The organism is Streptococcus sp. X13SY08, assembly GCF_001182825.2.
Lineage (GTDB): Bacteria > Bacillota > Bacilli > Lactobacillales > Streptococcaceae > Streptococcus.
On sequence record NZ_LFYO02000002.1, the window covers coordinates 459331 to 472542 of the forward strand.

Below are 13212 nucleotides of genomic sequence, written 5' to 3' on the forward strand. Positions count from 1 at the left end.
ATAAGTAAATTAGTGTTTTCAGAACGAATATTTATTCTTTATTTGCGTTTCTTTTTGGCTTTTTTGATTTTGTTGGCTTGGCGTTTCATAGCTGATTTCATAGCAAACTCTCCGATTTTACCTTTGAGTCCACCACCAAACATCTGACTCATATCTGGCATACCAGCTCCGCCCATCATTCCTTCAAGTGCTGACAGATCAGGCACCCCCCCCATTCCCATATCGGGCATATTTGGCATATTCTTGGGGAGATTGTTTGGGTTAATGCCCATTTGTTTCATCATTTTGTTCATATCGCCAGACATAACGCCTTGCATCATAGTTTTAGCTTGATTAAAGTCCTTGATGAATTTATTGACATCTACAAAGCTATTTCCAGAGCCAGTCGCAATACGGCGGCGACGACTCGGCGACAACAAATCTGGATTCTCACGTTCAGCTGGTGTCATGGAAGACACAATAGCACGTTTACGAGCGATTTCTTTCTCATCTACCTTAAGATTTGCCAGAGCGGGATTTCCAGCCATACCAGGAAGCATTTTCAATAAGTCTTCCATTGGTCCCATACTTTGGACTTGGTCTAACTGGTCGATGAAGTCATTGAAATCAAACGTATTTTCCCGCATTTTTTCCGCGAGTTCCAATGATTTTTTCTCATCATATTCGTGTGAAGCCTTCTCAATCAGTGTCAGCAAGTCACCCATACCCAAGATGCGTGAAGACATACGGTCTGGATGGAAGGTTTCAATGTCGGTAATTTTCTCGCCTGTACCTGTAAATTTAATGGGTTTGCCAGTAATTTCGCGTATGGAAAGAGCCGCACCACCACGGGTGTCACCGTCAATCTTGGTTAGGACAACCCCTGTAATGTCCAATTGTTCATTAAATTCACGAGCAACATTGGCAGCCTCTTGACCAATCATAGAATCCACGACGAGTAGGATTTCGTTTGGTTGTGCTAACGCTTTAACATCACGCAATTCTTGCATGAGTTTTTCGTCAATTTGTAAACGTCCAGCCGTATCAATCAGCACATAATCATGATGATCCGCGCGAGCTTTTTCTAAACCTTGACGCACAATCTCAACTGCCGCTACTTCTGTCCCCAAATCAAAGACAGGCACATTGTCATCGGGCGAGCCTGCTCTTCCTTGATCAGCTTATTGGCCAATTTCCCAGCAAAAGTTGTTTTACCAGCACCTTGCAGACCAACCATCATGATAATAGTTGGAATTTTTGGTGATGTTTCAATCTTTGCAGTTTCTGAACCAAGAATTTCTGTTAATTCTTCATTCACAATCTTGATAATTTGTTGTGATGCATCTAGCGTATCAATGATTTCATGCCCAACTGCACGCTCATGCACGCGTTTAATAAATGTTTTGACAACAGGAAGTGCCACATCGGCTTCAAGAAGAGCCATGCGGATTTCCTTGGTTACTTCCTGAACTTCCTTCTCAGAAAACTTTCCTTTTCGACGTAGATTTTTAAAAACGCCCTGTAGACGCTCCGTTAAACTTTCAAATGCCATAATGTATGATACAAAGAACGTAAAATGCGAATAAATTTCAGGAGATTGGCGTAAGATGTTGCGCATCTAAGACAATCAATCTAAATTTCGAGCATTTAGTTCGTGTTCAAACCTCACGAACTTGTTCATTTCCTTTCAAGTGTTATTACGGAATCTATTGAGCTTGTGGCCCGTATTCAATTCCTCTCTGTAGTGTAGAAAAGGCTAAACCCATTAGGGCTGGACATTTTCTTTTCGTTGTTATAAAAGTTGAATACAGCTTATCATTCTGTATTCAATATCTTTAGTCAATTTCTTTTCTAATCTCTGTTATCAATACTAGATAGAACAGTAATTTTATCCTGAAGGAAAGTATCCTCAGGATAATTTGCGGTGATTTCATCAAATATCTGGCTTCGCACAATGTAATCAGAGTACATGTGTAGCTTCATCTCATAATCTTCAAGAATCTTTTCCGTACGCTTGATATTATCATAAACTGCCTGACGACTGACACCAAACTCTTCAGCAATTTCTGCAAGACTGTAATCATCCGCATAGTAAAGCTCAATATAATTCATTTGTTTGCCCGTCAAAAGCGCAGCATAAAATTCAAAAAGCGCGTTCATTCGATTGGTTTTTTCAATTTCCATAAGCTTTATTCTACCATATTTCTACGGTTTTTAATAGAGAAAGATGAAGCAAAGGAATTTTATTGACATAATAAAATATATGAAAACTAGTGATTTTCCAAATAAAATTCAAATCGATCTCCGACATATTGACTGCGGACATATTCAAAGGGTTGACCATCAGAAAAATAGGAAATCTGTGTCAGTGCTAAAATAGCATGACCTTTTTTAATGCCTAGATAGTCTGCCACTCGTTCGCTGGCTGTTTTAGCATAGATGGTCTGCTGACTCCTCCCAATTTCATAACCACTATCCATCAAAGTTTTGAAGAAATGCTCCGTCACATCAGTCTGTTTTGCATGGCGAATAAGGAATTCTGGGATAGAAGCTGTCTCAAAAACTAAAGGAAGCTGACCAGCAAAACGAACTCGTTCCATGCGAATCACATATTCATTGGGCTTTAACTGTAAATACTGAATTTCCGTTTCACTCGCTAACCGTTTTTGATAGGAAATCAGGCGTGTAGAAGGCTGTTTGCCTTGCGAACGCACAATTTCTGTAAAACTAGTAGTTCCACGCATCTTCTCCTGAACACGCGTGCTAGCTACATAGGTTCCTGAGCCAACTTTTCGTTCCAGTACGCCTTCTTCTACCAACAAAGTAACAGCTTGGCGCAAGGTCATCCTACTGACACCGAATTGGTCGGCTAAATCCCGTTCACTTGGTAGACGTTCTCCAATTTTCCAAATTTTTTGTTCGATTTCATCCTTAATTTGATCGTGTATCTTTATATACGCTGGGATCATGATAACCTCTTTTTTACATAAATCTAATTTTATCTTTATTGTAACATAATTTTATCAGAGTAGAATGCAATGCTTTATTGAATAGTATTATTTTCAGATACAAAGGTGGAATTGGGACTAAAATGGATAGGTTGCAATACCCAAAGTGAACTATTCAAACGCGAAATCAGGGGACTCTGGAAGGTATTATGGTAAATATAAGCGTCTGTCACGCCTGACGAATGCTGATGCTGACCGATACTTGGACCATAAGCGATAATATTGCCACTGACATCACGATATTCTTTAAAAATATTATTCGAAACAGTGATATTACTGCTGTTGTAAGCTACTTGATTATAGTCATTAAAGAACTCAGGATTTACATCTTTAATGATATTCGCATCCCAAATTCCATTATTACTAGATCTATCAAATTGAATGGCTTCGGCATAATAATCATGCCCGTGCTCTGTTGGAAGAGGAATCTTATTCGTTAATTCGGGAGCAAATCCAATAAAAGCATTGCCCTCAAAAAGTGAATTTTGCAAGCCACCTAGATCAAAAACATGTCCACCAGCTGGTTGTACCATAATAAATTGATTATGCCGAATCATCCAATCATCCCCATGATTCGTCATAATCATAAAACTGGCACCTTTTGACAAATCTTCTGCTTCAAAAATCATATGAGACATCTGGAAATTTTTCACACCATCCGTCGCTTCTGGACCGGTAGGTAAACCTAGCCAACGCACTTTCCCACTGACTTTTAAAGTAGTCTCATTTCCTAGAATTTCTGTATCAGATGGTAAAAGCTGATAGTCCGTCTCAAGTGTTTGACTACCAATCAAGAAATGGCCACTAGTAAATTGCAAAATTGAATGTGGATTGTTTCTAGCATAATCAAATGATTGGCGGATAATAGCATCATTTTCCGCAGCTGTGTTCTCTTCTTTGAGATCAATGTGATAGGTTTTTCACAATTTTTTTGCTTCTACATGAGGAACGAGGAGCTTATCTAATTGAATATCATAATTATATCCGCCGCCAACGCCAAGTGCGGTGTTGACATGAATATCTTTAATTTTCACTGCTAAAGTTAAAGTACGATAAAAACTTAAGTCGGTGCCATTGCCATCTAGACTTGTTGAAGCTTCTGGTGTAAGTTGAACCGTTTCTTCTTTGGCATATTGAGGTGGAGTCGGTGTGTGAAGCTCACTATCTCTCAATTGAGTCGCCTTCTCACCATTTGAAAAGGCGACAGTATAAAGGTAGTGTGGTTCTCCTTCGGCAGAAAAATCTATTGCTTTAACGGTCCCAATCCAGTTTTTATATTTCTTCGTTTTGCTATCTGAAACAGATAATTCAACTCTCTGTCCTTTTTTAAATTTGGGCTTTGACTGGGCCCACGCGAATGGAATGATTCTCTGGATATCCTGTTTTAAAGTTGGTAAATCAGTGACGTTTATGACAAAGACAATCGTACCGACAATGAGGCTTCCTAAAATCAGAAAATCAATCGGTCTAAAAAAACTCGGCGCTTTGCCCTTCGTTTTCTCTTCATGGATTTTTCCTTTCTACAAACATTCTCTTATTTTATCAAAATTGTTAAATTTTAACTATTCTTACTGCAAAATGTTCGCATTTATGATAAAATGATTTCTAAGATTTTAAATTTTTTTGAATTTGAAAGGAAAATAATGATCAAACAAGAGCTTCAAAAGATCATCGTTCTTGATTACGGTAGCCAATACAATCAATTGATTGCACGTCGTATTCGTGAGTTCGGTGTATTTTCAGAATTGAAAAATCACAAAATTACGGCAGCAGAATTGCGTGAAATCGCACCAATTGGGATCGTTCTTTCGGGTGGTCCAAACTCAGTGTACGCAGACAATGCCTTTGATATTGATGAAGAAATCTTCGAATTAGGAATTCCAATCCTAGGTATTTGTTATGGCATGCAGCTTATCACTCATAAATTAGGTGGTGAAGTAGTCCCAGCTGGCCAAGCGGGTAATCGCGAGTACGGTCAATCTACCCTTCGCCTTCGTACCGAGTCAAAACTCTTTGCAGGAATACCCGAGGAGCAATTGGTTCTCATGAGCCATGGGGATGCTGTCACTGAAATTCCAGCTGGCTTCCACTTGGTAGGTGATTCAGTTGATTGTCCTTATGCTGCGATTGAAAATACCGAGAAAAGCTTCTACGGTATTCAATTTCATCCAGAGGTACGTCATTCTGTCTACGGAAATGATATCTTAAAAAACTTTGCAGTCAATATTTGTGGTGCTCGCCAAGATTGGTCTATGGATAATTTCATTGATATGGAAATCGAGAAAATCCGTGCCACTGTTGGCGATAAAAAAGTTCTTTTAGGTCTCTCAGGTGGCGTTGACTCATCTGTTGTTGGTGTCCTTCTCCAGCGTGCGATTGGCGATCAATTGACCTGTATCTTCGTTGATCACGGACTTCTCCGTAAAAATGAAGGCGATCAAGTAATGGATATGCTAGGTGGCAAATTCGGCCTCAATATCATTCGCGTAGATGCATCAAAACGCTTCCTTGATTTATTGGCTGGCGTTGATGACCCAGAGAAGAAACGTAAAATTATCGGTAATGAGTTTGTTTATGTCTTTGATGACGAAGCAAGCAAGCTCAAAGGCGTTGATTTCCTTGCCCAAGGAACACTTTATACTGACATTATCGAGTCTGGTACAGAAACTGCAGAAACCATCAAATCTCACCATAACGTCGGTGGATTGCCAGAAGATATGCAGTTTAAATTGATTGAACCACTGAATACCCTTTTCAAAGACGAGGTTCGAGCGCTAGGTACTGCTCTTGGTATGCCTGATGAAGTCGTGTGGCGCCACCCATTCCCAGGACCAGGACTTGCTATCCGTGTAATGGGTGAAATCACTGAAGAAAAATTAGAAACAGTTCGTGAATCCGATGCTATTCTCCGTGAAGAAATTGCCAAAGCGGGCCTTGACCGCGATGTATGGCAATATTTCACAGTTAATACCGGTGTTCGCTCTGTCGGTGTCATGGGTGATGGACGTACCTACGATTACACTATCGCCATCCGTGCTATCACATCTATTGACGGAATGACGGCAGATTTTGCTCAACTCCCATGGGATGTCCTCAAAAAAATATCAACACGTATCGTCAATGAAGTCGACCACGTCAACCGGAAGACCGATGAACAAGGTACAATTCCCCAACAAATATCCCACCAAGAAACTCTCTTGGTGGGATATTTGTATGCACTTATAACATGATATTACTGATTATTCTATGTCGCAGGCGATTCCATCACCATCTCGGTAAAGGTCAGTACTATAGCCTTGTTCTTCATTATGAATAGGAGCTTTTCCAGCATCGACCACTTCTTTACAGCTAGCATACTGGATATAATTTTGTAGACCGTATCGGCACGCTCCTTATCCCCGTGGAATCGTACCTGACTAAAATCAGTTTCCACAATGCCTGGTTGGATGGTGGATACCTTAATATTTTTTTCAATCGTATCAATCCGAATGCCATCGCTCAAGAATTTAACCGCTGCCTTAGTAGCCGCATACACTGCAGCTCCTGCATAGGCATAAATCCCTGCCGTTGACCCCATATTAATGATGTGACCTTGATTTTCCTCCACCATACGAGGCAAGAAACGACGAGTCATGACGAGTCATATAGAGGAGACCTTTAACGTTGGTATCTAACATGGTTACAACATCAGTCATGTCAGATTCATAGAATTTATCTAGCCCCAAAGCGAGACCAGCATTATTGACCAAGATATGAACTTGCTTCACATCTTCGAAAATAGCCTCACACACTTTTTTGACAGAATTGGGACTTGTCACGTCTAATTCATAAGCCCAGACCTTTACTCCAAATTCGGTTTCTAATTCATGCTGAATTTGACTCAGTAAGTGGTCTCTTCGTCCTGTCACGACGACTTATCACCATTTTTTGCAAATGCATAGGCGATGGCTTTTCCAATTCCACTTGTTGCACCAGTGATCACAACATTTCTATTCATATTATCCACTCCTTGCTATAAGTTTAATTGAAACCATTATACCATCTTCAACTATACTATTCGAAAATTTTCTAGAAAAATACCCAAGAATTTTACTCTTGGGTGAAAAAATGAATAATTTTTATCAAATAAAGATTAAAATGCACTTGACGTGAATAATAGATATTTCCGCCATTAACATAGAGTTTCCCACCATTTAAAAGGGCGAGAGGATGATAGTAGGTATAGGTTTTACTGCTGTCATTCCCTAAGCTCGGGGCAACGACATTTTTAGAATAGGCAGTAGCTAACTTAATTGTATTTTTCCCACCATGTTGAGCAATATACTTGATGTAGGCTGGTCCGTAATTGTAGGCTTGCACGGCCGTCCAAACATCAACTCCTTGTTGGTCGGCTAGTCTTAAGTTTTCACTTAAAAATTCAATTCCCTTATGGATGCTTTCCTTGCTATCAGTAATAGTGTTGACATAGCCCGTAGCAGACTCGCTAGATTGCATCACGTCTACTTGTTCACCTTTTGTTTCTGTGTAAATCATAGCCAGTATCAGCTCTTTATTGGCTGTATTGTCATTTTCAGCCAGCACTTCTTCTACTACAGGTTCATAGGTCATCACCTGCTGAAAAGCCTTCTTGTTAATTTTTTCATTTATTTTTTATATCTTCTATATTTTTAATGAGAATAGAATAAGTTCCGTTCTCATTTTGGATAAACTCAACAGATTCTGCATCTTCATAAACATTATTTGGCACAATCAGCTCAATTCCGTTAGATAAAGACAGTTTCTGATTTTCGAATTTCTTAAGCTGGCGACTAGCGTCGATCTCAGTAAATGAAATCTTGTCCGGAATAACTTCTTTAAGTTCGTCAACGAAGCTCAGACGTGCTGTCAAATTATCTTCAAAGAGTTGGTCAGCTAGTTTTTCAGGAGAAATCTCATTGTCTTCTTCCAAATTGGAAAAAATAGCGGACTTGACTTTTGTCTGAAATTGAAAATCATCACGATTAAAGTTTTCCGCAATTTTTTGTGCCGTTTTTTCCACTTCCTTGATAGATTTTTTAGCAGAAATGGTAGGCGTTACTTGCAAGAGATTATCCGAGAAATAATTTAGAAAAGCTCCATTATACTTGATTCGCTTTTCAATCAAAAGATAATCGTAAGTAGTCAAGTTGATGATAAGAGCTTCATCGGGAGCTGAACCAGCACTGGGTAAATTATTTTGCGTTGTTTGAAGGGGACGGTCGCTTTCGCTGCCATTGTGCACCAAATTTTCCCGCAAAGAAATACGTAAGAAAACTAAATGCTCTACACCATTTTTTTCAAAGCGCACAAAAATGAGATCGTTGGTTTTTTGATTCTCAGACACAGAAAACTCTTCGTGCCAAGCTTTGACAATCTGGTATGAGGTAGTCATAAGGTCATCTGAGATGTTTTCCAAAAAAGTATTCTCGGCTGTAAATCGACCTGTTTTGGCTTCGTCGGAATAGACTCGTTCAATTTTCTTACGAAGATATTCTTCGATTTTAGGGCTGATGACGAGGAGACTATCCGCAAGGAATAGCTCCGTATCATCTGGGCTAAATTGGTGAATAATGGCTTCTTTTATGTAAATATCCATGCTTAATTTTCATAGAGTGGGAGCTGGTCTGTTAAAGCAGTCACTTCTTTACGTACTTGCTCCAAGACAGCAGGATCACTCGCATTTTCTAAAGTTTTGATAATCAATTTTGCTACTTTGCGACATTCTTCCACACCAAAACCACGAGCTGTTACGGCAGCTGTACCGATACGGATACCAGAGGTTTTAAATGGCGAAAGTGTCTCAAATGGAATTGAGTTTTTATTGAGCGTAATGTGTACTTCATCAAGAAGTTGTTGCGCTTCTTTCCCGTTTTCAATCACTTTTGTCACATCAACAAGGAAGACGTGGTTGTCTGTCCCACCTGAAATGACTCGGAACTTATCGTGCTCTTCAAAGACGTCCGCCATAGCTTTACAGTTGGTAATGATATTTTGAGCGTATTCTTTAAAAGCTGGATCCAAGTTTTCCTTGAAGGCTACAGCCTTTGCTGCAATGACATGCTCAAGTGGTCCACCTTGCAATCCAGGGAAGACAGCAGAGTTGATTTTCTTAGCTAGTTCTTCATTGTTAGTCAAGATCAAACCGCCACGTGGTCCTCGAAGAGTTTTATGGGTAGTTGATGTGACCACATCCGCATAAGGAACTGGATTTGGGTGAAGACCAGCTGCAACAAGACCAGCGATATGTGCCATATCAACCATGAGTTTAGCACCAACGCTATCAGCAATTTCACGGAATTTAGCAAAATCAATGATGCGTGAGTAGGCTGACGCTCCTGCTACAATCAGCTTTGGTTGCACTTCTTGAGCTCGTGCCAAAATAGCATCGTAATCCAAAGTTTCTGTTTCTTTGTCCACTCCATAAGCAACAAAGTTGTAGGTCTTCCCTGAAAAATTAACAGAAGCTCCGTGAGTCAAGTGGCCACCAGCTGACAAGTCCATCCCCAATACAGTATCACCTGGCTCAATCAAAGCCATATAGGTTGCTGCATTGGCTTGACTACCAGAATGTGCTTGAACATTGGCAAACTGTGCACCAAAAATTTCCTTGGCACGATCAATGGCCAAGTTTTCAATGACATCCACGACCTCTGTTCCACCATAGTAACGACGTCCTGGATAACCTTCAGCATATTTATTGGTCAAAATAGACCCTTGCGCTGCCATAACGGCATTAGATACCACATTTTCAGAGGCAATCAATTCAATATTATTTTGTTGGCGTTTTTCTTCAGCAGAGATGGCGTTCCACAATTCCGCGTCGTATGCTTTGTAGTCTTCTTTATCAAAAATCATGATGTCTCCTTTATGCTATGAGTGAATCCTTTTTGAGGATGGGGTACCAAAGTTCCTTTAAAAAACGAACTTGCAATTTATCGTCGATATACCCAATCTTTTTATAGAAAGCATGCGCTTCTTCCCGATTGGATCCCGAATTGAGGCGGACAAAGCTCAGATGTCGTGCTCTCGCTTCATCTTCCAAAGCCTGCATGAGTTTTTGACCGATTTGTCGTCCCTGAAAATCAGGATGAACAGCCAATGCCAAAACATTAAATCTAGCCTCTGAATACAAAGATTCATAACGCTCCGCATGTACGTAAGCCACTAAACGTTTCCTATCAACATCAACAAATGCTTTTAAAAAATGATGATCGTCAGCAAGTAATCTTACCAATTGCGACTTGGTAGCCTCCAGAGGAAAGGCATAACCAAGCGCAATTTCATTAATTTCTTGCAAGAACTCTGCATCCGTTAACTGTAAAGGTCTAATCATTTATACCTCCTCAAATTTCATCTCTGGGATAGCAGTTTGCAGCTCTGCTTTTGTGACAGCGCCTTGTCGCAAAATACGAGCCTGTTCTCCAGATAAATCCAAAATAGTGGAATCCAAGCCAGAAATAGCTGCATCATCCTCTATGCCAGAAATTTGAAATCCAAAGGTAGTCTCAATTTTAGAAAATACTTGTCCGCTTCCATTCCCAGAAATATTTGCGGAGGGTCCGATTAAAGGACCTGTTTCAGCAATGATTTGTAATGTTTTCGGATGATTGGGTATCCGAAAGCCAACAGTCTCCAAGCCAGAATTTATCCAAAACGGAACATTTCCGTTTGATTTCAGGATAATCGTTAAGGAACCTGGCATAAATCTATTATACAATTTTTCCAGAAAAATGGGTGGATTTTGACTGTATTTCAGAATATCATTTAAACTAGCTACATTTAAATTCATTGCTTTATCTCGTGGACGCTGCTTTATCTGGTATACCTGATCAACTGCCTCTTCATTCAAGGCTTGAGCAAAGAGACCATAGACCGTTTCAGTCGGCAGAATGACTGCATCACCCTCTTCAATGATTGTTCGGATTTTACTTATTTCCATCTAAAATCACCATCCGATCTTTTTTGTAGATATCTTGTACGACACGCGCCTCATATTGCGGTAGATACTGATTTGCTAACGCCAAAATATCCTGCCCTTGCTTATAACCAATTTCAAAATAAATTTTGCCATCTTGCCTTAAAACATTCGCCGAACCTACCAATATTTTTCGATAAATCGCTAAACCATTTTCATCTGCAAAAAGAGCACTGTGAGGTTCATACTCGTAGACATTTTTTCCTACTTCGTGAACATCCTCATAGGCGATATAGGGTGGGTTAGACACGATAATATCAAAGTTCTCCTGCACATTTTCATAGACGTCAGACAGGATAAACTCAATGTCAACATGATCTGCTGCTGCATTTTCCGAGGCAATAGCTAGTGCTTCTTGTGAGATATCTACTGCAGTCACAGACCAGTCGGGTCGGGCTTGCTTCAATGCAATAGCGATGGCGCCGCTCCCTGTACCCATATCTAAAATCCGCAAATCCGCTCTGCTATTTTCTGAAAGAATGAGCTCCACCAACTCCTCCGTCTCAGGGCGAGGAATGAGGACGTGCTGATTGACCTTGAGCTTCAAGTCCATAAAATAGGCGCTTCCCATGATATGCTGAGCCGGAATATACTGAGCAAGTTGCTCATAAATCTGAGTCAGCAAAGCAAAATCCTCTTGTGAGATAGATTCACGCAAATGCAAAATAAAATCTGTCGTCGTCCAGCCTTTTAACTCCTTAAAAACATAAGAGAGGGCTTGATTTTCCTCTCCTATTTGTTCTAATTTTCCAGCCAGTTCTGAGACGACTTGTCCGTATGTTGTCATTAGTTATTGAGCTTTTCTAATTTTTGCGCTTGGTCATAGAGCACCAAGGCATCCACTACTTCATCTAATTTTCCAGCCAAAATGGTGTCCAATTTTTGAAGAGTCAATCCGATGCGGTGATCCGTCACGCGGTTTTGCGGGAAGTTATAGGTACGGATACGCTCTGAGCGGTCCCCTGTACCGATGGTTGATTTACGCTCTGCGTCCTGCTCATCTTGAGCAATTTGTGCAAAGTGGTCGGCGACACGTGCACGGATAATTTTCATAGCTTTATCGCGGTTTTTCTGCTGGGTACGTTCTTCCTGCATTTCAACCTTGATATTGGTCGGCAAGTGGACGATGCGAACGGCTGTCGCAACTTTATTGACGTTCTGTCCACCTGCACCAGACGCATGGTAGATATCCAAACGAAGATCTTTAGGATCAATATCGTATTCTACCTCTTCTACTTCTGGCATGATCAGCACTGTCGCTGTAGAAGTATGAACACGACCTTGGCTTTCAGTCACTGGAACACGTTGTACACGGTGAGCACCAGACTCATATTTGAGTTTAGAATAAACGGATTGTCCTGATACCATAGCAACAACTTCTTTGATACCACCAACACCGTTGTAAGAAGCCTCCATCACTTCAAACCGCCAGCCTTGTCCTTCGGCAAATTTTTGATACATGGTCAAAAGATCACCCGCAAAGAGCGCAGCCTCATCACCACCAGCAGCTCCGCGTATTTCCAAGATGATATTTTTACCATCGTTAGGGTCTTTGGGTAAGAGAAGGATTTTGAGTTTTTCTTCATATTCTTCCTTGGCAGCCTTAGACTCTTTGAGCTCTTCCTTAGCCATTTCTTCCAATTCTGGATCGCCACCAGCATCCTTAATCATCTCTTCTGAGTCCGAGATGTTTTGGATGACTTGCTTGTACTCACGATAAGCTGCGACGGTGTCACGTGTGCTTGCTTCTTCTTTGGACAATTCCATAAAGCGCTTGGTATCCGAGACGACAGCTGGGTCTGAAAGCGATTCTCCCAACTCTTCATAGCGGTCTTCTACCGCTTGTAATTGATCATAAATATTCATAAAAATTTTTCCTCATACTGTAATAAAACTTACAGTCTATTATACCATAAAATTTTGAGAGATTGAGGACTTGGGTAGGAATTTAACCTCAAAAAAAGAGAGGCAAGCTCTCTTAGATTGAAGACTAAATCTTCTTTTCGATAGTACCTCAGGTGATGACGGACGGTAGCGACTTCTTTCAGAATTCCATACCTAAACTTTGAGACTAGGTCTCAAAGTTTCCGAATGCTTGAAACGTCCCTGTTTCAAGCACTTTCATCACGGCGCTCTACTGAGTCTTTCTCGCATACGCTCTCTTGGTTAAGAAAATAAATTATTTTATTACATTTGTATCCACAGAACTGTATAATTTTGTATTTGAAAATT

12 protein-coding genes and 3 pseudogenes are annotated in these 13212 nt (G+C 40.4%); 1 reads left to right on the plus strand and 14 read right to left on the minus strand.

What is annotated here, in order from left to right:
- Window positions 1-38: 38 nt before the first annotated feature.
- The 5 genes and pseudogenes from AEX56_RS02915 to AEX56_RS02935 form a co-directional block, all read right to left on the minus strand.
- Window positions 39-1531: pseudogene (locus AEX56_RS02915) on the minus strand (signal recognition particle protein).
- 299 nt (window positions 1532-1830) lie between these two features.
- Complete coding sequence (locus AEX56_RS02920; RefSeq protein WP_049617828.1) at window positions 1831-2163, minus strand: putative DNA-binding protein; 333 nt, start codon at window positions 2161-2163, stop codon at window positions 1831-1833.
- A gap of 86 nt (window positions 2164-2249) precedes the next feature.
- A complete protein-coding gene (locus tag AEX56_RS02925; protein ID WP_049617829.1) occupies window positions 2250-2948 on the minus strand; it encodes a GntR family transcriptional regulator in 699 nt (232 codons plus the stop codon).
- Window positions 2949-3022: 74 nt separating this feature from the next.
- Window positions 3023-3805 (minus strand): hypothetical protein, encoded by a 783-nt coding sequence (locus AEX56_RS02930; protein ID WP_049617830.1) that lies wholly within the window; start codon window positions 3803-3805, stop codon window positions 3023-3025.
- 102 nt (window positions 3806-3907) lie between these two features.
- Window positions 3908-4159, minus strand: a complete 252-nt coding sequence (locus tag AEX56_RS02935) for a hypothetical protein (protein ID WP_049617831.1) — start codon at window positions 4157-4159, stop codon at window positions 3908-3910.
- Between the two features lie 471 nt (window positions 4160-4630).
- Between AEX56_RS02935 and guaA the strand changes: the two genes are divergently transcribed.
- Entirely contained in the window at window positions 4631-6217 is a 1587-nt protein-coding gene (gene guaA / locus AEX56_RS02940; RefSeq protein ID WP_236682957.1) for a glutamine-hydrolyzing GMP synthase, read from the plus strand.
- Window positions 6218-6226: 9 nt separating this feature from the next.
- Here the strand turns inward: guaA and AEX56_RS09485 are convergent, their stop codons facing one another.
- The 9 genes and pseudogenes from AEX56_RS09485 to prfA all read right to left on the minus strand — a co-directional run bounded on the left by AEX56_RS09485 (window position 6227) and on the right by prfA (window position 12846).
- Entirely contained in the window at window positions 6227-6325 is a 99-nt protein-coding gene (locus AEX56_RS09485) for an excalibur calcium-binding domain-containing protein (RefSeq protein WP_443031007.1), read from the minus strand.
- An 8-nt stretch (window positions 6326-6333) separates the two neighbouring features.
- Window positions 6334-6984 (minus strand): annotated as a pseudogene (locus AEX56_RS02945) (SDR family NAD(P)-dependent oxidoreductase); the annotation flags it as partial.
- A gap of 92 nt (window positions 6985-7076) precedes the next feature.
- A pseudogene (locus AEX56_RS02950) lies at window positions 7077-7604 on the minus strand (lysozyme family protein); the annotation flags it as partial.
- 22 nt (window positions 7605-7626) lie between these two features.
- On the minus strand, window positions 7627-8601 hold the full coding sequence (locus AEX56_RS02955; protein WP_049617833.1) for a nucleoid-associated protein: 975 nt from the start codon (window positions 8599-8601) through the stop codon (window positions 7627-7629).
- A 2-nt stretch (window positions 8602-8603) separates the two neighbouring features.
- Window positions 8604-9860, minus strand: a complete 1257-nt coding sequence (glyA, locus tag AEX56_RS02960; protein ID WP_049617834.1) for a serine hydroxymethyltransferase — start codon at window positions 9858-9860, stop codon at window positions 8604-8606.
- Window positions 9861-9870: 10 nt separating this feature from the next.
- Complete coding sequence (locus tag AEX56_RS02965) at window positions 9871-10338, minus strand: GNAT family N-acetyltransferase (RefSeq protein WP_049617835.1); 468 nt, start codon at window positions 10336-10338, stop codon at window positions 9871-9873.
- Complete coding sequence (locus AEX56_RS02970; RefSeq protein WP_049617836.1) at window positions 10339-10944, minus strand: L-threonylcarbamoyladenylate synthase; 606 nt, start codon at window positions 10942-10944, stop codon at window positions 10339-10341.
- Window positions 10931-11767, minus strand: a complete 837-nt coding sequence (gene prmC, locus AEX56_RS02975) for a peptide chain release factor N(5)-glutamine methyltransferase (RefSeq protein WP_049617837.1) — start codon at window positions 11765-11767, stop codon at window positions 10931-10933. The genes AEX56_RS02970 and prmC overlap by 14 nt, the downstream gene beginning before the upstream one ends.
- The gene (prfA, locus tag AEX56_RS02980; protein WP_049617838.1) at window positions 11767-12846 is read right to left on the minus strand and encodes a peptide chain release factor 1; all 1080 of its coding nucleotides are present in this window, start codon (window positions 12844-12846) and stop codon (window positions 11767-11769) included. Before prfA ends, prmC begins: the two co-directional genes overlap by 1 nt.
- Between the last annotated feature and the right edge of the window lie 366 nt (window positions 12847-13212).